This window comes from Dictyoglomus sp. (assembly GCA_025060475.1).
Classification (GTDB): domain Bacteria; phylum Dictyoglomota; class Dictyoglomia; order Dictyoglomales; family Dictyoglomaceae; genus NZ13-RE01.
Window position 1 is genome coordinate 103,467 of sequence record JANXBZ010000002.1, and the last position, 21,989, is coordinate 125,455.

Here is a 21,989-nt window from a genome sequence, read left to right on the forward strand (position 1 = left end):
TGTCGAGGTGAAAATATGAGTAAATTTGAAATAATAGATCTCACCTTAGAACTTTCACCCGATATGATTTTTCCTGAAGAATCTCATTCTATTTTTAAACTAAGCGAATTAGGCAAGACAAGTTTTTGGAATTCTCCTTTTTATAAAATAGAAATTTCATCTCATACAGGCACTTATATAGAAATTCCTTGGAATGAATTTCCAAAGGATTTCCTTTTAAGGGAAGCTGTTGTTGTAGATTTATCAGAGATTTGGATGAGAGATGTAATTACCGAAGCAAAGTTTGAGAATTTATATATAGATGGGGGAATGGGAGTTATTTTAAAAACAAAATGGTATTCTCGTTGGACATCTGGAGAAATATTTAAAGATTACCCTGTGCTTTCTCTTCCTGCATGCAATATTCTAATTGAAAAAAGAATAAAATTTATTGGAGTCGATTTTCCCATAAGTAAAGAAGCTCATGATTTATTTTTATCTAGAGATATCTTTCTAATTCATAATCTCTATAATCTTCTTTCCATTAAAAAGGAAAAGATTTTTTTAGTAATTGCTCCATTGAGCATTAAAGCTTTAAAAATTATTCCCTCAAGAGTTTTTGCGCTTCAACCTGTTTAATTTTTAGAGTTTTTTTCAATAATGAGAATAGGAATTTCGCCGGGTCTCACCATAAATAGTTTTTCTCTAGCTAGTTTTTCTATAATATACGGATCATTAAGGTTATTAACTATTTCCTTGAGGTCTTCTACTTCCTTAATTAATTTTTCATATCTTTTTTTATTTCTTTCCAGCTCTTTTTTATAATAAAAGTAGTCCTTAATTCCAAAATAAAATGATGGAAAGAGATATAAAATTATAAGAATTAGAAATATTCTATTGTATTTTTTCTTACGTTGTGCGGATAACACCTCTATATATCACCCCTCTTTCAGGATCTATAGTAATTATCTCTCCATGAGATAATTTATCTCTTATCTTTCCTGTGCCAACTATAATTCCTAAACCTTTACTTCTCCAAGGAATAAGATCTGGGGGAAGTTTTCTACTCTCTATAACTAAACCTCTTATTTTATCTAATATAGCAATAAGTTCTGGAAAGAAATCTGAAATAATAAGAATGTCCCCCTCTTGAGCTTTACTAAACACTTCTTTCTCGTTCTCTGGAATACATGCTCTTGCAGTTTTAGTTTCACCACCTAGTCCATGCCCCTTTCCAATGATCTCAGATATTACATGAACTTTTATTAAGTTTGTCATTCCTGAGATTCCCATGGGAATTCCTGCAGTAATTACTACTGTATCGCCACTTTTTATATAATTTTTTTGTAAAAGAATTCTTGTAGATTTCTCAAACATTTCATCGGTAGTATAAAAGACTTCAGTAAGGAGAGGAATTACACCCCAAGATAAGTTTAATCTTCTTTGAACTTCAGGAAAATGAGTTATAGCGAAAATAGGAGAAAAAGGCCTGTATTTTGATATCTGTTGTGCAGTAAAGCCACTATGGGTTGCAGTGATTATAGCTTTTGCTTTTATTTGACGAGATATTTCACATGCAGAATAAGTGATTGACTGAGTTATGTTTTCATCAGAGGGAGGAATTAAAAAGCTTTCATAGGGAAATTCCTCTTCTACTTTTCTTGCTATTTTATCCATCATTTTCAAACTTAAAACAGGATATTTTCCAACAGCAGTTTCATTTGAGAGCATAACTGCATCTGTTCCATCTAATATGGCGTTGGCAACGTCACTAACTTCTGCTCTTGTAGGAGTGGGATTATTTACCATGGAACTTAGCATTTGGGTTGCAGTTATTACTGGTTTTCCTGAAATTCTTGCTTCTTTTATAATTCTTTTTTGTAATAAAGGAACATTTTCATTAGAAATCTCAACCGCAAGGTCACCCCTTGCCACCATAATACCGTCAGAAACCTCTAAAATTTCTCTAAAATTTTGTATAGCTTCTCTTTTTTCAATTTTGGCAATTACTGGAATTCTTGCATTATATAATTCTAAGAACTCTTTTAATTCCAAAATATCTCCAGCTTTTTTTACAAAGGATAAAGCAATGAAATCTACACCTTTTTCTATTCCAAAGAGGACATCCCTTTTATCCTTTTCTGTAAGCGCAGATACCCTTAATTCAGAATCAGGGAAATTTACTCCCTTCTTTTCCCATAATTCTCCACCATGAATTACTCTACATATAACTTTGTCTTTTTTTATTTTCTCTATTCTAAGCTCTATTAAGCCATCATCTAATAAGATTCTTTCTCCTTCTTTTAAATCTTCCGAAAGATAAGGATAATTAATATAAGCTATTTTTTCATTTCCTATACATTCTTCAGAAGTTAAACAGAATTCCTGTCCATCTTCAAGAAAAATCTTTTCTTTTTCAAATTTTCCAATTCTTATTTTAGGACCTTGAAGATCTTGAAGAATGGCAACACTTTTATCTAATTCTTCAGATATTTTTCTTATAAGCTCAATTCTTTTGCCATGAACTTCATAATCTCCATGAGAAAAATTTAATCTTGCTACATCCATCCCACAAGAGATGAGTTCTCTTAATGTTTTTTCATCTTCACTTGCAGGTCCGATGGTACACACTATTTTTGTTCTTCTGAACAACCTTTTTCACCCCTTTATCTCTTTTGTGTAAATTTTTGCTCCCTCATATAAAGCGCCTTCTAATCCAATCTCAAATCCATTCTCATCTAACACTATACATTCTCCATTTTCACAAGATTTATAAAGAAAATAATCAAAAGAAATCAAGGCATGCTTTACCTGCATGCCTTGATAGATTTTTACCGGTTTGTTATTTACGTAAACAGTAATAATTTCAACCATCATTTTATTATAACACTTCTTCCTTCAACCTTTGGAGAAATGGGAGAATATTTCTTTAAATATTCTACAAAGACATCCCTTAGCATATCTCCGTAAACTAAATTTTTTCCCTCTTTGAAAGTTACGAAATTATCTCCACCTGCAGCTAAAAAGTCATTGGTTACTACTTTATATACCTTATCAAGTTCTAAGGGTTTATCTCCAACAAGTACTTCTACAACTCTTTGTCCTATAGGTTTTCTCATATCATATTTTACCTTTAATCCTGATTGTTGCAATATTCCCTTTTCTAAAGTAGCACTCTGCTCTAAAAGTTTTAAGATCTGTGCTCCAGTAAGATCCATGACTACCAATACATTATCAAAGGGAAGAAGAGTGTAGACCAATTCCATAGTAATAGGTCCTTTATTTATATCTGTTCTTATTCCTCCACTATTTTGAAAAGCAATATCTGCCTTTGCTGCTTCTCTCATAGCATCACATATTACATTTCCTACATTGGATTCTTCGTTATAGTTTCTTACTAGATTTACTAAGGTTTCTCCTACCACCTTTGCAAATTCGTCCTTTAATTGATTATTATATTTTTCCACAATTTGAGCTACTTTTTCGTCAAATTTGTTTTCAGGTCCAGCAAAAACAGTTTTTAAGGCATTTTCTTTTGTATAACCTAAAATCATATATGTATCAGGCTGAATTTTTAATTCTAAAACTCCTAGATATATTCCATTATATCCTGCCTGAGTTATGATTACTCCTCTAACTACTACTGGATTAGTAACTACAGTATGACTATGTCCTCCAACTATAACATCAATACCTGATACTTTTTCTGCTAATTTTTTATCCGCTTCAAATCCTAAATGGGAAAGAACTATTACTAAATTTGCTCCCTTTTTCCTTACTTCATCAATTATTTTTGGAAGAACTTCTGCTGGATCTTTAAAAATTAAATTTTGTACATAATCAGGTTTTGTAATATATGCAGTTTCTGGAGTTATTAATCCAATAACTGCAATCTTTAATCCTTTCCTTTCAAGAATTACATAAGGCTTCAAATAAGATGGGTAATTTCCATTTTTATCGAGAATATTTGCAGAAAGATAGGGAAATTTAGAAAGAGAAACTAATTTCTGTAAAGTTTCCTGTCCCCAATCAAACTCATGATTCCCAACTGCCATGGCATCAAAATTAAGAATATTCATTATTTCAACTACAGGTTCTCCTCTAAATATGTTAGATTGGGGTGTTCCTTGAAACATGTCTCCTGCAGAAAGAAGAATAGTTCCCTCAGGATTTTTAGATCTTTCTTCCTTTATCAACTGAGCAAGATAAGCCACACCGCTTACTGGAACTTTTTCACTTATACTTCTCACAGTATATGGAAGAAGTCTTCCGTGAAAATCATTAATATGAAGAATTGTTAAATTTATGCTGGGAACAGACTGAGCAAAAATAAAAGAGAAAAGAATAAAAATAGCTAAGGAGATAATTAAGGATTTTATAAATTTTTTCATAAAATATACCTCCCAGAAAGATTTTATGATTTAATTTTACACTAAATATATATTCTTAAAAATTAAAAATTTTTAAAAAAAAGTTAAAAATTATTAAAATAATTCCTGCTTTTATTACTTCTGGATAAAGCTTATTCCACTCTGCTTGATAATACTCCCTTGTCAAGACTAAGCATAAATGAGCAGGAGACATCATAACTCCAATATAACCACTTATAAAAGAAAAAGTAACCCACTTTATGCTTTCTCCATAGGGTATAAGAGAAAGAATAATAGGAAAGGTTATTCCGATAGAAGCCTGAGTTACTCCAGTAAGAAGTCCCACTAGAAAGGGTAGGGTGAAGAAAATTATAATTAAGGGAATATTTAAGGAAGAAAAGAAGTAAGAAATATCACTAACGGCATTTACTCTTTCCAAAAGTCCCTTAAAAACCATTACCGCAATAATCAACAGTAGATTTTCTATTTTTAGAGATTCTATTAGAGTATTTTTAATTTCTAAAGGAGTATATCTAAAGATCAATAATAAAAGAATTAATATTAATAAAAGAACAAAAAGAATATCAAAATGAAGAACTAAAACAGAAAAAAGAATAATAATAAAAGGCCAGAAAGATGTGAAAAAATTAAATAACTCATTTTTCCAATTACTTTCAGTAACCTCTTCTTTATTTAAAGATAACTTATAAAATCCTATAAAAAGTCCTATAATAAAAACAGCAAGACCATAAGGTAGTGCTTCTTTTATTAATATAGGTAATGATATCCCTGAGAGGGTAGAGGCTAAAATTATTCCTGGATATACAGGAAGAAAAGGTTCCCAAACATGTCTAAACCAGAAATTTAAAAATCCCTTCTTCTCAGGAGAGATATCATTTCCAGAAGATGCTTCTTCTAAGAGAGGCGCAGAGAAAAGGGCTCCTCCAACAGAAGGAAGAAGTCCCATAATCATAGGCATGGAAATTAAGGTAAGTCTTGGATCTTTGATGAGATTTTTTAGGGATTGGACCATATTTTTTAACATTTCTTTATTTCTTAATATATTTTCTAATATGGCAATAAGGTAAAGAACAATAACGATCTTAAGAGTATTCCAAGAAATAGTCGAGGAAAGCGCAGATTTAAATATTTCTATTAATGGAAGACCAAAACTCACACCTAGTATAAAACTTCCACCAAAAAGAGCCCAAACTAAGGGAAGTTTATTTATAATAGCGCTAACAATAAGAGCAAAAATAATAGTTACTTTTAGAAATGCTATCATATCATATCACCTCTATTCTTAGTTTAAATCTATAAAAAGTTTATATGGATAGTATTTTAGCAGTAATTAATCAAAAGAATCAAGAAAAAAGTAAAAATCAAAAATCTACTATTTCTCCCTTATTAGGGAACAATACTTTGCAAAATCCTTTAAACTTTTCAAAAAAGTTTTTATTTTTAGTATGAATAGGAATAAGGATCTCTGGTTTTGAAGATTCAATTATTTCTATAATTCCTTCCTCATGAATATGTCCACTGGCGTGAAGAGGAGATTCTTCTCTTTTTTCTACCAAATTTCCTCTAATCTCTAAATTGAAATATTTCAACCAATTTTCTATTTTTTGTTGATCAATTCTCATCTCTTCGTTGTAGGCTTCACTGGAAGAAAAGATATATACTCCTGAATTGGGAAGAATATCAAGAAGAAGATGAAAATCGTAATAAGAAATACAGAGAATATAGTCCCTAGGATTTTTCTTAAGTTCTTCCGAATTTATGCCTTTTCCTTGAACTCTCATATATCTTTCTATAAGATTTTCCTCCCAAGTTTCGTACCTTCCTTTAGGCTCTAAATAAAAAGTAATATACTCATCCTCTAAAGGATCTGGAAAACCTAAAAGAGATAAAGATTCTAAAAGGTATATATCTTTTAAGGTCAATAATAGCTTTCTTCCTGTTTCTTTTCCTATCTCTAAAAAGGTTATTAATCTATCTATATTTCTAGAACCAAAGTCCGCGATAACATAGCTTTTTGCTGATTTTACAATTCTATATGCAGTTTCTTTCACATCATCTTCTGAATGAAGATTTTTTAAATCGGGATGGGTTCCTTCACATAATAGCACCTTTATGGGAATTTTTTTTAGCTCCTCTAAAAATTTTCTTGTAAGTTCTGCATTTCTCCCATGAATTCTTAAGTCACCAGTGTAAACAATCCAGCCTGAGGATGTTTTAACTCCAAAACTTAATGCTCCAGGAATGGAATGGTCTACAGGAAAAGCTTTTATTTCAAAGGGACCTAATCTTAATACTTCTTTTACTATTTCTAATTCTCTTTCTAATATTTCAAAAGAAGTTTTTCTTTCTATTTTTTTCCAAAAATTGATAATATCAGAATTCAATTTCTCTCCAAATACTGTATATGGTCTTTTTATGAAAACTCCCTTTTCTGTCTGAAGAATCCCATCCTTATATTCTCTTTTCTTAATAAGACAGAAATCTGAAAGATTTTTACTTGTATCTTCTAAACTTTTTATAATTAATGAAGAGGTAAGAGAAGTTATAATAGGAATATCATGAGCAATGTAAGATATATATCCCACATGATCTAGATGGGCATGAGAAATTAAAACACCAATAGGATCGACTTTTCTATAATGATTATGATTTTTAAATTTATCAAAAAGACCAGGCAAAACTAAGTCATCTCTATATAAGCCCTCAAGGGGAGGAATAAGATTTAAATTTAATAGATCATATATTCCTAAGATATTTCTTGGTCTTAAAAACTCATCAAAATATTTTCCTTCTTCATTAAAATTAATTCCAAAATCAAAAAGAATTGAAAAATTATTTTCTTCCAGCAAGATTTTATTTCCACCTATACAATCTACTCCATCATAGAAAATAAGTCTTGCTCCCACCTTTAAACTCCCAAAAGGAAAAACTTAAATATATTTTAACATTTCAAATACTAAAACTAGCTTTTCCAATAAAATAACCAAAAGCTATAACCTCAAGTTTAGGTCAAATATTTATCAAATATTTACACGTCCATAGTTAAAACAATAAAAATTGAAAGCATTAAATATATATGCTACACTTATCTGTAAAATAGACTTAATTTATAGCATAGGTTGAATAATGTTTATTCAAAAAAGATTTTTCAATAAAAGAAGAGAGAAATTCTAAAACTATGAAAGGAATCATATTAGCAGGGGGGACAGGCTCAAGATTAAGACCATTAACGAATGTGACAAACAAACATCTTCTTCCTGTAGGAAGATATCCTATGATTTTTTATCCCATATATAAACTTAAGAAAGCAGGAATTTATGAAATATTGATAGTAACAGGAAGAGAGCATATGGGTGATGTGATAGAACTTTTAGGAAGTGGAAGAGATTTTGGAGTGGAGTTTACGTATAAAGTACAAGATGAAGCAGGAGGGATAGCACAAGCTCTTGGGCTTGCAAGGCATTTTGTAGGAAATGATAGATGTGTAGTAATATTAGGAGATAACATATTTGAAGATGATATAACTCCATATGTAGAGAGATATAAGAAGCAAGAAAGAGGGGCAAAAATATTGTTAAAAGAGGTACCAGATCCTCATAGATTTGGAGTTCCTGAAATAAAAGATGGAAAAATAATAAAAATAGAAGAAAAACCCAAAGAACCAAAAAGTAGATATGCAGTAACAGGGATATACATGTATGACTCAGAAGTTTTTGAAATAATAAAGACTCTAAAGCCATCTGCAAGAGGAGAGCTTGAAATAACTGATGTAAATAATGCTTATTTAGAAAGGGGAACATTAACCTATGATATCTTAAAGGGATGGTGGACAGATGCAGGAACTCCTGAATCTTTATTTAGAGCAAATCATCTTACTCAAGATATAATTTTAAATTTTAATGAAACATGAAAATTGTAATCTTAGGAGCATCAGGACAATTGGGAAAAGAATTTGAGAATTATTTAAGAGGAAAAGAAGAAATTTATGCTCTAACTCATGCCCAATTAGACATTTTAGACTTCAAGAAACTATCTGAAAGCTTAAATAAGATAAAGCCCGACTGTGTAATAAACTGTAGTGCATATACAAAAGTAGACATGGCTGAAGATGAAATAGAAGAATGTTTTAAAGTAAATGCAATAGGAGCGAAGAATGTATCCTATGCATCCTACAAAATAAATGCCAAGGTAATATACTTTAGTACAGATTATATATTTGATGGAAACAAAGATAGTCCATATACAGAGTTTGATGAGCCAAATCCTTTATCTTTTTATGGGAAATCAAAGCTTTTAGGGGAAGAATACACAAAGATATATAATCCAAATCATTTAATATTAAGAATTTCATGGCTTTATGGGATAAACGGAAGAAATTTTGTGAAGACTATAATTCAAAAAGGTATAAAAGAAAGGGAGCTTAAAATTGTAGATGATCAGGTAGGAAGTCCTACATATACCTTAGATGTAGTGAGACAGACATTGAAACTTATAGAAGAAGATAAAGTAGGGATTTATCACTCATCAAACCAAGGAGAGATAAGTTGGTATAAATTTGCGAAGAAGATATTTGAGATATTAAATATAGATAACATAAATATTCTTCCTATAAAGACAGAGGACTATCCAGCTAAAGCGAAAAGGCCTAGATATTCAGCTCTTGAAAACTACCTATTAAAGCTTGAGAATTTAAATATAATGAGAGATTGGGAGAGAGCATTAACTGATTTTCTAAATACCTATGGTTCATTTCTCATAAATTCCTATCATGAAAAAGGAGAAATCAAAAGTGTATAAAAAAACAATACTTGTAACAGGAGGAGCTGGATTCATAGGCTCAAATTTTATACATTACATTCTCCACAAATATTCTGAATATAAAATAATAAATCTAGATAAACTTACATATGCAGGGAATCTTGAAAATTTAAAAGAAGTAGAAAGAAATCCCAACTATTATTTTGTGAAAGGAGATATTTCCAATAGAGAACTTGTAGAGCATATATTTGAAGAATTTAGTCCAGATTATGTAATAAATTTTGCAGCAGAGTCACATGTAGACAGAAGTATAGAAGGGCCAGAGATATTTATAAAAACAAATGTATATGGAACCCATGTATTATTAGATGTAGCGAAAGAATATTGGTATAAAGAAAGTAAAGATGAAGTAAGATTTGTTCAAATAAGTACTGATGAAGTATATGGATCATTAGATCTCGAAAGCAAAGAGAAATTCAAAGAAGAATCTTTATTGAAGCCAAATAGTCCCTATTCTGCTTCTAAAGCAGGAGCAGACCTTCTTTGTAGGGCATACTTTGTAACCTATAATTTTCCAGTAATAATAACAAGATCATCAAACAACTTTGGTCCAAGGCAATACCCAGAGAAATTAATACCTCTTACCATAAAAAGGGCATTAGAAGGAAAAGAAATACCGGTATATGGAAATGGACAGAATGTAAGGGATTGGCTTTATGTAGAAGATAATTGTAGAGGGATAGATATAGTATTACATAAAGGAAGTATAGGTGAGATATACAATATAGGTGGAGGGAATGAATGGAAGAATATTGAGCTTGTAGAGCTAATATGTAAAATTCTTGCGGAAGAGACAGGAAAGAAAGAGGAAGAATATAAGAAATTAATTACCTTTGTAAAAGATAGACCTGGACATGATAAAAGATATGCGTTAAACACTGAGAAAATAGAAAAAGAATTAGGATGGAAGCCCCAATGGAAATTTGAAGAAGCTTTAAGAAAAACAATAAGGTGGTATTTAGAGAAATGGGGAAATTTAAATTTAAAGAAGGGCCAATAAAAGGATTAATAATAATAGAGCCAACAGTTTATAGAGATGAGAGAGGTTTTTTCATGGAAACTTATAATTTAAAGGAATTTAAAGAACTTGGACTAAACGTAGATTTTGTTCAAGATAACCATTCAAGATCTAAGAAAGGAGTTTTAAGGGGACTTCATTTTCAAAGGAAATATCCTCAAGGCAAATTAATAAGAGTAATAAGAGGAAGAATTTTTGATGTAGCAGTAGATATAAGGAAAGAATCAGCTACATTTGGAAAATGGTACGGTATAGAACTATCAGAAGAAAATAAGCTTATGTTTTATATACCTGAAGGATTTGCTCATGGATTTTTAGTACTTTCAGAAGAAGCAGAGGTTTTATATAAGACAACAGAATATTACCATCCAGAAGATGAGGGGGGAATAATCTGGAACGATCCAGATATAGGTATAAATTGGCCTCTTGAGGAAATAGATGAGATAATTCTTTCTGAGAAAGATAAAAAATGGGAAAGATTGAGAAATGTTGTAGTTTTAAACTATAGGGGTGAAGAATATGGAGAAATTTTTTAAGGGAAAATTAGTATTAGTTACAGGTGGTGCTGGATTTATTGGAACAAATCTCGTAAGACGTTTATTAAAAGAAGGAGCTAAAGTTAGAGTTTTAGATAATTTTTTCACAGGATTAAAAGAAAATTTAAAAGATTTAGATATAGAAATTGTAGAAGGGAATGTTGAAAATTTAGAAGATGTTTATAATTCCTTAAAAGATATCGAAATAGTATTTCACCTTGCAGCAAGAAATATCATCGCTTCTACAAAAGAACCTTATAAAGATTTTCTAACAAATGTTTTAGGAACTATTAATATTTTAAAGGCGTGTTTAGAAAAAAATTTTAAAGTTAAAAAAATTGTTTATGCTTCTTCAGTTTCCATATATGGAAATGCAAAGTATCTTCCTATAAATGAGGAAGATTCTAAAATAATCCTAAATCCATATGCTGCTAGTAAGCTTTCAGCTGAAGCCTATTGTTCAGCTTTTTTTGAAACATATGGGATACCAATTAATGTGGTTAGATATTCGAATGTATATGGGCCTTATCAAAATCCTTTAAATCCATATTGTGGGGTAGTATCTAAGTTTATCACGTGGGCATTATCAGGGGAGCCAATTCTAATTTATGGTGATGGTGAGCAAACAAGAGACTTTACTTATGTTGAAGATGTGGTTGAAGCCACATTAAAAGCAGCCACTATTATGCCAGGTTTGACTTTTAATATAGGTTCAGGAATAGAAACAAGTATTAATAAACTTGCCCAATTGATCATAGAACTTACTGAGAGTAAATCTCAGATATTGCATATAGAGAAAAGAGATATTGATGATGTAAGAAGAAGAGTATTAAATATCGAATTTGCTAGGAGGGTTTTACGTTGGAGTCCTAAGATAGATTTATATCAGGGATTAAAAAATACAATAGATTGGGTAAAAAGCCAACTTGCTCTTAATAAATGAGGTGTGAGTATGGTATTTCCTACTTTATCTGTGATTATTGCTAATTATAACTATGGAAAATATATAGAAGAAGCAATTGATAGTGTTATCAATCAAGATTTCCCTAAAGATGAAATAGAATTAATTGTAGTAGATTATGGCTCTAATGATGATTCTATCGAAAAAATTAACAAGTACAAAAATATTATTAAGATTTTTTTACAAAAAGTAACTTATATAGATGCTATAAACAAAGGAATTTCACTCGCCAAAGGAAAATACATAGCTTTTTTAGGATCTGATGATAAATGGAAAAGAGAAAAGAGTAAATTACAGGTTGAATATTTAGACAAAGAAAAGGATATTGGTTTAATCTATTCTGACCTAACTTTGATTGACGAAAAGGGTAGAGAACTATATTCTTCATTTTGGAAATGGCAAAGAATAACGCCTTATAAAGGATACGTTTTAGATAAACTAATAGTGGGTAATTTTATTTCTGGGGGAACTATTATGGTACGTTCGAAAGATAAAAACTTATTTTATCCTATTCCGAAGTCAAAAGGATTCGATAGGTGTGAAGATTGGTGGATAGCTTTTAATATAGCTAGACGATATAAAGTTGATTATATACCATTACAGCTTACATTATACAGAATGCATGATAAAAATATGGTCCTACAAGATTTTAAATATAAAAATATTTATATAAAAAACATAATATCAGAACTTAATGAAGATATAAAAAGAAGAGAAACAATGATAAGTATTATCCTAGAGGACAAAAATTGTTATCTTTCTGAAAAAAAGATACATTTGTTAATTAATTATAATAAAAAAACCAAATTTAAGAAAGAAATATTAGAAAGTAACAGAAAAAATTTACTTAAAAAATTAATTTTGTACTTTAAGAATTATAAGAATTTTATAGAAATTGAAAATTACTTAATTATCTTTAAGGTTGTTATACTTCGACTTAATCCTAAGTTATATAATAAGCTACGAAAATTTAAATTTAAATTATTTAATCCATAAATTTTAGAAAATAATATAATATCTTGATGTTTTTTATGAGAGTTTTGAGAATTTCAATAATTATCCTAAATTACAACGGTTGGCAGGATACAATAGATTGTTTAGAATCTGTATATCAAACTGATTATTCTAATTATGATATGGTTTTAATAGATAATGGCTCTAACGATGATTCCATCGAGAAAATAAAAAAATATTGCTGTGGAGAAATAGAGGTAAAATCAAAATTTTTCGAATATAATCCCAATAATAAACCAATTAGAGTCTTTGAATATGAAGAAGGAATGGAGAATTATGATATTAAAGAATACAAAAGTCTAGATTCAGATAGAAAATTAATACTCATAAGGAATAAAAAAAATTACGGATTTACAGAGGGAAATAATATTGGAATAAGATTTGCTCTAAAAAATCTAAATCCCGATTATATTCTACTCTTAAATAACGATACAGTCATAGAAAAAGATCTTTTGAAAGAATTGGTAAAAACAATTCTTGAAAACTGTAGGATAGCTTTAGTTCAACCCAAAATTATAAGCTATCAGGATCTTTCAATTGATAATTTAGGTTTTTCATGTGATTTCTTAGGTAATACACGTCCTAAAAAAGTTTTAAATAATAAAAATTTGTTTTACTTAAGTGGTGCATGTCTTTTAATAAATACGGATTTTATTTCAGAAATCACTAAAAATGGAGAAATATTTGACAAAGAACTATTCGCTTATTTTGAAGATGTAGATTTATCATGGAGAGCTCGTTTGCTTAGGTATGAGCTTAAAGTTAATATAAATACTATTTGCTATCATAAAGGTTCTAAAACAGTTAAAAAAATAAATTTAAACACTTATTATTTGGATTATAGGAATAAACTTAGAGTTTTCATAAAGAATTTATCATTACCTTATTTATTTATATATTTATTTTTAAGCCTACCAATAAAATTTCTCCTAGCTGTAATAAAGTCAGTTAAAAGTATAATATGGAATATTAAAAACTTAGGAAATACACTTAAATATAGAGTTGCCGTTCAAAAAACTAGAAAGATCTCAGACAAAGAAATATTAAAACGTATGATTTTAATTTTTAATTTTAATAAGGATAGAATAATATTATGAAGCCAAATAATAAAATTTTATTTTTCGCGTATGGACCTCACTATTTTCATAAGGCTATTGCAGATTACCTAAAATGCGAATATTCTGATATTCTTGACTACAAAAAAAGTAATTCTTACAAAGTGATAGCATATTTTATTAATTCCATTTTAGGAAATTATCAAAAATATTCCACTTTTCTTTGCGAGGGAACATTCCTGATTCCTAGTTTGTTTAAATATCTTCCTATTAAAAGATTTAAAAAGAATATAATAAATATTTCTGCAGATCCTTCTTTTTATTATTATATTATTAGAAGAACAAATTTTTTAAAAAGAATTTTATTTAAAAAAGCCTTGAGAAAAGTAGATTTATTCATATGTGTAGGGGAAATGGTGAGTAAATTCTTGAGACAGATCTTTCCTAATGCTAAATATATAATTATATATCCCTATATTGAAGAAGAAAGGTATAAGAAACTTCTTTATATTACTCCTAAAAATCTTTCTAACCACAATATACTTTTTATTTCCAATGGTCCAGATTGGTATTATAAGGGTCTAGATCTTATCATAGATTCTTTCAAGGAAATTAGGAAAGAATTTCATGATTCTAAACTTTTTATACTAGGGCATTGGGATGATAAAATAAAAGAAAAATTTAAAAGCGATGGAGTATTCTTTTTGGGATATAAGAAAGTAGAAGAGTTTATTCCTGAGTGTTCTTTATACTTGCATACAGGAAGAGGAGAAGTTTTTTCTGTAAGCACATTAGAAGCTCTTTTAGGAGGACTTCCTGCTATTGTTTCTGAGTTTACTGGAGTAAAAGAAATAATAAAAGAACTTAATGAAAATTTTGTTGTGCCTTTAGATAGAGAGAAGATAGCTAAAAAGGTCATAGAATATTTCAATCTATCTCTAGAGGAAAAAATTAGATTGTCCAATAGAGCTAAGGAATTAGGAGCAAGATTCACTAAAGATAACTTGAGGATTTTATCAGTTCTTCTTTAGATAAAGACATGAAAATATATGTTATTATAATCCATTATAAAGGACTAAAGGATACTCTAAATTTGCTAGAAAATCTTTTAAATTTAAATTATCAAGATTTTCAAATAGTTCTGATTAATAATAACCCTTCAGAAGATTTAAAAGAAAATTTATTAAAGTTTTTTAAAGATAAGAACTGGAGTAATGAATACTATGTAGAGAGAAATAATAGAATTATTTTTGGATCTTATAATCTTAAATATCCAATTGTCTTAATAAACCAAGAAAACAAAGGTTACGCAGGAGGAGTTAATACTGGTCTTAGGTATGCCTTAGAAAAAAATGATTTTTCGTATGTCTGGATATTAAATAATGATTTAATATTAGACTCGTCTTCTTTAATAGAATTAATAAATTATGCGGAGGAGAAAAAAAAGAAAGGAATAAAAGTTGGTATTATAGGCTCAAAACTCTTGTATTATTGGAATCCTAGAATTTTTCAAGGAATAGGAGGTAGATTTAATAAATATTTAGCCTTAACAAGCCATATAGGAGGTTTTGAAGAAGATAAAGGACAGTATGATAAAGAAATTTACAATATAGATTATGTTATTGGTGCATGTATGTTTGTTCCAAAAGAGTTTATACTAGATGTGGGATTAATGGATGAGAAATATTTTTTATATTTCGAAGATTTGGATTGGAGTGAAAGGGCAAAAAGAAAAGGTTATAAGCTTCTTTATTGTTGGAAAAGTAAAGTCTATCATAAGGAAGGAGAAAGCATAGGTTCAAGTTCAATAGGAAAGGAAAAAAGTGAAATTGCTGATTATTATTGGATGAGAAATAGAATAATTTTTACAAGAAAATTTTATCCGCAATATTTAGTTTTTGTTTATTTGAGTTATCTTGGTGTTTTAATAAATAGAATTAAGAGGAAACAATTTAAAAGAGTTGGACTTATGTTTAAAGCTATAAAGGATAGTAAATGTTGAATCTAATTCTTGACTGTCGCATGATAGATTTCTCTGGAATAGGGACATATCTCCAGAATTTAATACCCTATCTAAATAAGGAGATAAATTTAATTTTTTTAGGAGATAAGGAAAAAATTAAAAAATATGTAGCTAATGAAAGTATTGAAGTTATTACTGTTAAATCTTCGATCTATTCTCCTTTTGAACAGATAGAGCTTCCTTGGAAGATTAGAAAATGTGATATTTTTTGGTCTCCCCATTTTAATGTACCAGTTTTACCAATTAAAGCAAAGAGAAGATTAGTAACGATACATGATGTTTTTCATCTTGCTTTTTCTGGTATATACAATTATTTTGAAAGAAATTATGCAAAATTTCTTGTAAATTCTGCGGTAAGATTATCGGATAGGGTTATTACAGTCTCAAATTTTTCTAAACAAGAAATTATTAAATATACAGGAGTAAAAAGAGAAAAGATTACAGTTATTTATAATGGTGTTGATACTAATATATTCAAGAAATATGATAAAAAAGATCTTAAGAATATAATCTTTAGATATAATCTTCCAGAAAAATTTATCTTATATGTGGGAAATGTGAAACCTCATAAAAATCTTAAAAATACTCTTTTGGCTTTTAAAATAGTAAAAGAGGAAATTGATGATTTAAGTTTAGTTATTGTTGGGAAAAAAGAGGGATTTATAAAAGAAGATATTGAAGTTTTTAATTTATTATCAAAAGATAATGATCTACAGGAAAGAGTTGTTTTTACTGGTTACGTGGAGAAGTTCGATATTCCTAAGATATATAACTTGGCAAGTATACTTGTATTTCCCTCAATCTATGAGGGATTTGGTCTTCCTCCTCTTGAGGCTATGGCATGCGGATGTCCAGTAGTTGCATCAGATATTCCAGTAATTAGAGAGATATGTGAAGATGCTGTATATTATGTAAACCCCTATAATCCTATGGAAATAGCTAAGGGAATCATATCAGTTTTTCAAGACAGAAATTTAAGAGAAAGATTAATTGAAAAAGGCTGGAGAAGAGTTAATAAATTTACATGGGAGGAATCCGCTAAAAAACATTTGGAAGTAATATTAGAGATATGAAAAATTAATAGACTCTTGCATTCATAGAAAGAAGGTTATATAGTTAATCTGAGAGAAAACTTGGAGGAAGGCTGTGTGTCTTGGAGTACCATTAAAAGTGATAGAAATAAAAGATGATAATGTTGCTCTTGTAGATATGGGAGGGGCTACTATTGAAATAAGTACTATTTTTACCCCAGAAGTTAAAATAGGAGATTATGTGATTGTCCATGCTGGATTTTCAATAAGTATTCTTTCTCAAGATGAAGCAGAGGAGGTTCTTGAAATTTTAGAAAAATCTTAGTAATGAAAGTGAAAGATTTTGTAGAAAGGATAAAGGATATATCGAAAAAAGAAATAAATATAATGGAATTTTGTGGAACCCATACTCATGAGATTTTTAGATATGGAATTAGAGAAATTTTACCAGAAAATATTCATCTTTTCTCGGGTCCTGGGTGTCCTGTATGCGTAACAGCAGAAGAAGATATTGATTATATCTTATTTCTCTCAGAAAATTACAATTTTGGAATAATTACTTTTGGAGATTTAATAAATGTTCCAGGTTCCACGGGAAGTTTAAATTATTTAAGAGCAAAGGGAAAGGAAGTAATTGTTATATACTCTCCCCTTGAGGCATTAAATATAGCTAAAAAAAATAAAAATAAAAAATATATTTTAGTGGGAATCGGTTTTGAGACTACAGCTCCTAACTTTGCTTATACTTTAATAAAAATAAAAGAAGAAAATATTCCCAATTTATTCTTTCTTTCTCTTCATAAATTAACTCCTCCTGCTATTAAGGCAATACTTGATATGGGAGAGGTAAAACTTGATGGGATTATTGGTCCAGGACATGTATCTACTATTATTGGAAGAAAAGGATGGGAAGAGGTTTTTAATCAATATAATATTCCCTTCGCAATTACAGGTTTTAAACCTGAAGAAATTTTATATGGCATATATCTTTTGGTAATTACTATTGAGGAAGGAAAAGCTTCTCTTATAAATGCCTATAAAAAGAGCGTAAAAGAAGAAGGTAACAAAAAAGCTTTAGATTTCATATATAAGGTTTTTAAAAAAGGACCTGCAAAATGGAGAGGGTTTGGTATTATTGATAACAGTGGTCTTATACTAAAAGAAGAATTTGAAGATATCGATATAAGAAAAATTTATCCTGTAAAGATTGAATCTAAGGGGAATTTATTATGTAAATGTGGTGAGGTACTAAGAGGTGTATTAAAACCTCCAGAGTGTCCCCTTTATGGAAGGATATGTACTCCTGAAAATCCAAAGGGTCCCTGTATGGTTTCTTCTGAAGGGACATGTTCTGCTTATTATATTTATGGGGGAAATAGATGGAAGAGATAATTCTTCTTTCTCATGGAAGTGGAGGAGAACTGACAAAAAGGCTTATTGAAGAGGAAATTTTAAAATATTTTGGAAATGAAATATTAGGTGAGTTATTAGATTCAGGAGTTTTTAATATAGAAGGAAAGATTGCTTTTACTACTGATTCTTTTGTAGTATCTCCTATCTTTTTTAACGGAGGAGATATAGGAAAACTTTCTATTTATGGAACTGTAAATGATTTATCGGTAATGGGAGCAAAACCTTTATATTTGAGTGTGGGATTTATTATTGAAGAGGGTCTAACTTTAAATGAATTTAGAAAAATCCTCCAATCTATGAGTAATGCAAGTAGGGAATGTGGAGTAAAAATTATTACAGGGGATACAAAAGTTGTAGAAAAAGGAAAAGGGGACAAGATTTTTATAAATACAACTGGCATTGGAATAATAGAAAAAGATTTGGATTGGAGAGGGAGAAAAATAGAGGAGGGGGACTTGATAATTGTTAATGGAGGAATTGGAGAACATGGGATTTCTCTAATGCTTCAAAGATTAGGAGTTAAAATAGGAGAAGAAATAAAGTCAGATCTTGCTCCTTTAAATTCTCTAACTTTACCTCTTCTTTCATTTTTTAAAGGAATTAAATTTATGAGAGATCCCACAAGGGGTGGAGTTGCGGGAGTTTTAAATGAGGTTGCTCAGAGATATAATGTGGAAATAGAAATTGAAGAAGAAAAGATTCCTCTAAAGGATTGGGTGAGATCTGCAAGTGAGATTTTAGGCATAGATCCTCTTTATTCTGCTAACGAAGGAAAGGTAATTATTATAGTGACAAGGGAAGAAGGAGATAAAATTGTTGAATTTTTGAATAAACATGAACTAGGAAAAGAAGGAAGAATTATTGGAGAAATTAAAGGTAAGGGAAATAAGGTGTATTTAAGGACTAAGATTGGTACAAGAAGAATTTTAGATCCATTAAGAAAGGATCTCCTTCCAAGAATATGTTAAAGGATAATAAAGAATTTTTAAAAAGAAATCTACTTTTTGATGGTGCTATGGGGACAGAGCTTCAAAGAAGAGGTCTTCCCATAGGAATACCTCCAGAGCTTTGGAATATGGATAATCCTAATATTGTTGAGGATATCCATAGAGATTATATTTCTTCTGGGGCTATGGTGATTGAGACTAATACTTTTGGAGGAAACAGGTTAAGATTAAAAAGAAAAGATCTAGAGGGAAAAGTTAAAGAAATAAATAAAAGGGCAGTAGAGATTGCATTAAAATTTAAAAGTAAGGGAATATTAATTGCAGGGTCGGTAGGACCTTTAGGAGAACTTATTGAGCCATATGGGGATATTACAGAAGAAGAAGCAGAAGAGATTTTTTCTGAACAGATAGAAATATTGAGAGATTCAGGGGTGGACTTTATTCTTATAGAGACCATGATTTCCTTGAATGAAGCGAAAATAGCCTTAAGATCCGCAAAAAGGTTAGGATGTATAGTAGGTGTCACTATGAGTTTTGAATGGGGAGCAAAGGGTGGAAGAACTCCCTTTGGAGATGAGGTAGAAATATCTATGAGGGAGTTGGAAAAGGAAGGGGCAGATTTTGTGGGAGCAAATTGTGGAAAAGGAATTGAAGATATGAGAAAAATAGCACCTATACTTAGAAAGTCAACAAATCTTCCTATTTTAATACAGCCCAATGCAGGTATGCCTCAAATTATTAATAGAAAATTGGTTTATTCAGAATCTCCCTCTAATTTTGCAGTTTTTGTTGAAGAAATGTTAGATTTAGGAGTAAATTTTATTGGGGGATGTTGTGGAACAAATCCTGAATTCATAAAGGAAGCTTATAAGATTTTTAAAGAAAAAGGTAGAATATAATGGGGAGGGAATATCCCTCCCCTATAATTATTCTTCTGTTAATTCAAAATCATCAATCCAGCCCCAATTTCCTGTATTACCATCAACTATAATACTAATTTTACATTGACCGTTGGAAACTTTTATTCCTTTTATAGTAGGATTACTCCATTTAAGCCATCCAGTATTTACAATATCTAGAATCAAATCTTCTCCTCCATATTCGCTTACTTTAAGTTTCAGAATATTCTCTCCTCCTCCACCTTGAATCCAAAAACTTACTTTGTAATTTCCATTTTTCAGTCCCTTAATTAGTTGGTACATTTCAAATTTAAATGGCTTATCAAGCCAATAATTTACTGCATATTCTCCAGATTTAGCATTCTGAGGAGGACTTGCTTTAACTACTTTTACTGCAGTTCTATCTCCTACTACTATCCAGGGATCAAAACTTCCTGACTCGAAACTTGGATTCTGAACAAAATTCTTTTCTCCAATAACAGTTATTTTTGCAAATACATTAATATTTACATCTCTGGCAACACCTTTTATTTTAAAGGTTCCTGGTGTAGAAATTAATGATTTATCAATCTCTTCCCATGTAACTGGAATTGATCTTATAGAATCATCAGAAAATAAGATTTTAACCTTTTCAGGAAGTCGCGGTATTTCGCCTGTAGAAGTTTTTATATTTACGTCAGAAAGCAATTCCCTGGGTTCAGGCTTTATGTAGGATTTTCCATAAACAAGATTAAAAACATCTAGGGAGGGTAGAGCATTCCCATTAAAATCAAATAAGGCTTGATTTTCCCAGGGATTTCCTTCTCCAGTTTTCCAACCTGCTCCCTTTACAGGTATCCAACATCCTTCCCAGTAAAATATTCCTAAGCCTCTTTTGTTGGGAACTTGAGCAACAACTTCCATAATGTCTCTTATTGCAGTAGCCTGCCCCTGAATTGTTGCTTTATATCCTCCCATTACTTCCATATCTCCCCCAAAAATATTGGGATGTCCATCCACGTCTTGTAAGGTCCATGCATAAGCAGTTTCAAGAATTACTACATCCTTGTTAAATCTTTGGGAAATATCATTTAAGTTTGCTTTTAATTCTTCGAGAGTTCCATGCCAGTAGGGATAATATGATACTCCAATAATGTCAAAATCTACCTTTCTTGCTACCATTTCTGCAAAGAACCAGCGATATAAAGAATTATTCCCACCATCGGATAAATGAAGAGCAATTTTAATAGACTTACTTATTTTTCTCACAGCGCTGATTCCAGCATTTAGTAGTTTTACAAATCCATCAAATCCTCCTACATTTACCCCAATAAGTTGTCCATCAGGCCATAAAAATCCATTGTTTATTTCGTTTCCTAATTGGACCATATCAGGAAGGGCATTATTCTTTTTCATGTAATCTAAAACTTTAGTAGTAAAATTAGACACTTCTTTAACTAAGGATGTTCCTTTTAAATCTTTCCATGCTTTTGGCTTTGTCTGTTTTCCTGGATCTGCCCACCAATCACTATAGTGAAAATCAAGACATACCTTTAATCCTAAAGCTTTTGCTCTTTGAGCAATTTTTGTCATTTTTATGTAATCACAGTTTCCTCCTCCTAGGGGTTGTCCCTTCTCATCATAGGGATCATTCCAAACTCTTAATCTTATCCAGTTTACTCCATGGTCCTTTAATATCTTAAGAGGATCCTTTTCTATGCCATTGTCGTAAAATTTACCACCATTCTCTTCAATCTGATAAAGCATTGAAACATCAATTCCTTTAATAAAATCTGGTGGTAGATTCTCAATGGGATTTACAAATATTTTGGTTTCTGAAAATCCTGGTACAAGAAAGGAAACTAGTCCCAACATGGTCATTATTTTAAATATTGAGAAAAGTTTATTGGATCTCATGAATTTCA

General features: G+C 30.2%; 22 protein-coding genes. 15 read left to right on the top strand and 7 right to left on the bottom strand.

The genetic code is table 11. The features are described from left to right. The first annotated feature begins 15 nt into the window (after positions 1 to 15). Entirely contained in the window at positions 16 to 618 is a 603-nt protein-coding gene (locus NZ841_01610) for a cyclase family protein (GenBank protein ID MCS7201462.1), read from the top strand. On the opposite strand, the gene NZ841_01615 is transcribed toward NZ841_01610, so the two are convergent. From NZ841_01615 to NZ841_01640, 6 genes are all read right to left on the bottom strand, one after another. Beyond that, the gene (locus NZ841_01615) at positions 615 to 908 is read right to left on the bottom strand and encodes a septum formation initiator family protein (protein MCS7201463.1); all 294 of its coding nucleotides are present in this window, start codon (positions 906 to 908) and stop codon (positions 615 to 617) included. The two genes, NZ841_01610 and NZ841_01615, sit on opposite strands and share 4 nt — an antisense overlap. Further along, entirely contained in the window at positions 889 to 2,631 is a 1,743-nt protein-coding gene (gene pyk, locus NZ841_01620) for a pyruvate kinase (protein MCS7201464.1), read from the bottom strand. The genes NZ841_01615 and pyk overlap by 20 nt, the downstream gene beginning before the upstream one ends. Positions 2,632 to 2,637: 6 nt before the next feature. Continuing rightward, on the bottom strand, positions 2,638 to 2,856 hold the full coding sequence (locus tag NZ841_01625; protein MCS7201465.1) for a hypothetical protein: 219 nt from the start codon (positions 2,854 to 2,856) through the stop codon (positions 2,638 to 2,640). Then, positions 2,853 to 4,370, bottom strand: coding sequence for a bifunctional metallophosphatase/5'-nucleotidase (locus NZ841_01630; protein MCS7201466.1), 1,518 nt, complete (start codon positions 4,368 to 4,370; stop codon positions 2,853 to 2,855). Before NZ841_01630 ends, NZ841_01625 begins: the two co-directional genes overlap by 4 nt. Positions 4,371 to 4,425: 55 nt before the next feature. After that, entirely contained in the window at positions 4,426 to 5,634 is a 1,209-nt protein-coding gene (locus NZ841_01635; GenBank protein ID MCS7201467.1) for a DUF401 family protein, read from the bottom strand. Between the two features lie 97 nt (positions 5,635 to 5,731). Continuing rightward, positions 5,732 to 7,276, bottom strand: coding sequence for an exonuclease (locus NZ841_01640; protein MCS7201468.1), 1,545 nt, complete (start codon positions 7,274 to 7,276; stop codon positions 5,732 to 5,734). Between the two features lie 272 nt (positions 7,277 to 7,548). On the opposite strand from NZ841_01640, the gene NZ841_01645 reads away from it, so the two are divergent. The 14 genes from NZ841_01645 to NZ841_01710 all read left to right on the top strand — a co-directional run bounded on the left by NZ841_01645 (position 7,549) and on the right by NZ841_01710 (position 20,085). Then, on the top strand, positions 7,549 to 8,280 hold the full coding sequence (locus tag NZ841_01645) for a sugar phosphate nucleotidyltransferase (GenBank protein MCS7201469.1): 732 nt from the start codon (positions 7,549 to 7,551) through the stop codon (positions 8,278 to 8,280). After that, positions 8,277 to 9,167: a dTDP-4-dehydrorhamnose reductase gene (gene rfbD, locus NZ841_01650; GenBank protein ID MCS7201470.1), complete on the top strand. Its 891-nt coding sequence runs from the start codon at positions 8,277 to 8,279 to the stop codon at positions 9,165 to 9,167. Before NZ841_01645 ends, rfbD begins: the two co-directional genes overlap by 4 nt. Further along, the gene (gene rfbB / locus NZ841_01655; GenBank protein ID MCS7201471.1) at positions 9,160 to 10,188 is read left to right on the top strand and encodes a dTDP-glucose 4,6-dehydratase; all 1,029 of its coding nucleotides are present in this window, start codon (positions 9,160 to 9,162) and stop codon (positions 10,186 to 10,188) included. Before rfbD ends, rfbB begins: the two co-directional genes overlap by 8 nt. Continuing rightward, complete coding sequence (rfbC, locus tag NZ841_01660; GenBank protein ID MCS7201472.1) at positions 10,155 to 10,742, top strand: dTDP-4-dehydrorhamnose 3,5-epimerase; 588 nt, start codon at positions 10,155 to 10,157, stop codon at positions 10,740 to 10,742. Before rfbB ends, rfbC begins: the two co-directional genes overlap by 34 nt. After that, entirely contained in the window at positions 10,726 to 11,685 is a 960-nt protein-coding gene (locus NZ841_01665; protein ID MCS7201473.1) for an NAD-dependent epimerase/dehydratase family protein, read from the top strand. The genes rfbC and NZ841_01665 overlap by 17 nt, the downstream gene beginning before the upstream one ends. A gap of 9 nt (positions 11,686 to 11,694) precedes the next feature. Then, the gene (locus tag NZ841_01670) at positions 11,695 to 12,699 is read left to right on the top strand and encodes a glycosyltransferase (GenBank protein ID MCS7201474.1); all 1,005 of its coding nucleotides are present in this window, start codon (positions 11,695 to 11,697) and stop codon (positions 12,697 to 12,699) included. Between the two features lie 35 nt (positions 12,700 to 12,734). Further along, positions 12,735 to 13,814, top strand: coding sequence for a glycosyltransferase family 2 protein (locus NZ841_01675; GenBank protein MCS7201475.1), 1,080 nt, complete (start codon positions 12,735 to 12,737; stop codon positions 13,812 to 13,814). Then, positions 13,811 to 14,803 (top strand): glycosyltransferase family 4 protein, encoded by a 993-nt coding sequence (locus NZ841_01680; protein MCS7201476.1) that lies wholly within the window; start codon positions 13,811 to 13,813, stop codon positions 14,801 to 14,803. Before NZ841_01675 ends, NZ841_01680 begins: the two co-directional genes overlap by 4 nt. An 8-nt stretch (positions 14,804 to 14,811) precedes the next feature. Continuing rightward, complete coding sequence (locus tag NZ841_01685; GenBank protein MCS7201477.1) at positions 14,812 to 15,774, top strand: glycosyltransferase family 2 protein; 963 nt, start codon at positions 14,812 to 14,814, stop codon at positions 15,772 to 15,774. Continuing rightward, entirely contained in the window at positions 15,768 to 16,868 is a 1,101-nt protein-coding gene (locus tag NZ841_01690; protein MCS7201478.1) for a glycosyltransferase family 4 protein, read from the top strand. The genes NZ841_01685 and NZ841_01690 overlap by 7 nt, the downstream gene beginning before the upstream one ends. Before the next feature lie 73 nt (positions 16,869 to 16,941). Then, positions 16,942 to 17,151: a HypC/HybG/HupF family hydrogenase formation chaperone gene (locus tag NZ841_01695; GenBank protein ID MCS7201479.1), complete on the top strand. Its 210-nt coding sequence runs from the start codon at positions 16,942 to 16,944 to the stop codon at positions 17,149 to 17,151. A 2-nt stretch (positions 17,152 to 17,153) separates the two neighbouring features. Beyond that, positions 17,154 to 18,218, top strand: a complete 1,065-nt coding sequence (gene hypD, locus NZ841_01700) for a hydrogenase formation protein HypD (GenBank protein MCS7201480.1) — start codon at positions 17,154 to 17,156, stop codon at positions 18,216 to 18,218. Continuing rightward, entirely contained in the window at positions 18,206 to 19,207 is a 1,002-nt protein-coding gene (gene hypE / locus NZ841_01705) for a hydrogenase expression/formation protein HypE (protein ID MCS7201481.1), read from the top strand. The genes hypD and hypE overlap by 13 nt, the downstream gene beginning before the upstream one ends. Then, entirely contained in the window at positions 19,201 to 20,085 is an 885-nt protein-coding gene (locus tag NZ841_01710; protein ID MCS7201482.1) for a homocysteine S-methyltransferase family protein, read from the top strand. The genes hypE and NZ841_01710 overlap by 7 nt, the downstream gene beginning before the upstream one ends. Positions 20,086 to 20,112: 27 nt before the next feature. On the opposite strand, the gene NZ841_01715 is transcribed toward NZ841_01710, so the two are convergent. After that, the gene (locus NZ841_01715) at positions 20,113 to 21,981 is read right to left on the bottom strand and encodes a glycosyl hydrolase 53 family protein (protein ID MCS7201483.1); all 1,869 of its coding nucleotides are present in this window, start codon (positions 21,979 to 21,981) and stop codon (positions 20,113 to 20,115) included. Between the last annotated feature and the right edge of the window lie 8 nt (positions 21,982 to 21,989).

Bases quoted from the DNA above. Each gene is read 5' to 3' on its own strand.
- NZ841_01670 (MCS7201474.1), top strand. From the start codon at position 11,695: ATGGTATTTCCTACTTTATCTGTGATTATTGCTAATTATAACTATGGA.
- hypE (MCS7201481.1), top strand. From the start codon at position 18,206: ATGGAAGAGATAATTCTTCTTTCTCATGGAAGTGGAGGAGAACTGACA.
- NZ841_01630 (MCS7201466.1), bottom strand. From the start codon at position 4,370: ATGAAAAAATTTATAAAATCCTTAATTATCTCCTTAGCTATTTTTATT.
- NZ841_01685 (MCS7201477.1), top strand. From the start codon at position 14,812: ATGAAAATATATGTTATTATAATCCATTATAAAGGACTAAAGGATACT.
- NZ841_01710 (MCS7201482.1), top strand. From the start codon at position 19,201: ATGTTAAAGGATAATAAAGAATTTTTAAAAAGAAATCTACTTTTTGAT.
- NZ841_01715 (MCS7201483.1), bottom strand. From the start codon at position 21,981: ATGAGATCCAATAAACTTTTCTCAATATTTAAAATAATGACCATGTTG.
- NZ841_01635 (MCS7201467.1), bottom strand. From the start codon at position 5,634: ATGATAGCATTTCTAAAAGTAACTATTATTTTTGCTCTTATTGTTAGC.
- rfbC (MCS7201472.1), top strand. From the start codon at position 10,155: ATGGGGAAATTTAAATTTAAAGAAGGGCCAATAAAAGGATTAATAATA.
- NZ841_01675 (MCS7201475.1), top strand. From the start codon at position 12,735: ATGAGAGTTTTGAGAATTTCAATAATTATCCTAAATTACAACGGTTGG.
- NZ841_01680 (MCS7201476.1), top strand. From the start codon at position 13,811: ATGAAGCCAAATAATAAAATTTTATTTTTCGCGTATGGACCTCACTAT.
- NZ841_01610 (MCS7201462.1), top strand. From the start codon at position 16: ATGAGTAAATTTGAAATAATAGATCTCACCTTAGAACTTTCACCCGAT.
- rfbD (MCS7201470.1), top strand. From the start codon at position 8,277: ATGAAAATTGTAATCTTAGGAGCATCAGGACAATTGGGAAAAGAATTT.
- hypD (MCS7201480.1), top strand. From the start codon at position 17,154: ATGAAAGTGAAAGATTTTGTAGAAAGGATAAAGGATATATCGAAAAAA.
- NZ841_01625 (MCS7201465.1), bottom strand. From the start codon at position 2,856: ATGATGGTTGAAATTATTACTGTTTACGTAAATAACAAACCGGTAAAA.
- NZ841_01665 (MCS7201473.1), top strand. From the start codon at position 10,726: ATGGAGAAATTTTTTAAGGGAAAATTAGTATTAGTTACAGGTGGTGCT.
- NZ841_01645 (MCS7201469.1), top strand. From the start codon at position 7,549: ATGAAAGGAATCATATTAGCAGGGGGGACAGGCTCAAGATTAAGACCA.
- NZ841_01690 (MCS7201478.1), top strand. From the start codon at position 15,768: ATGTTGAATCTAATTCTTGACTGTCGCATGATAGATTTCTCTGGAATA.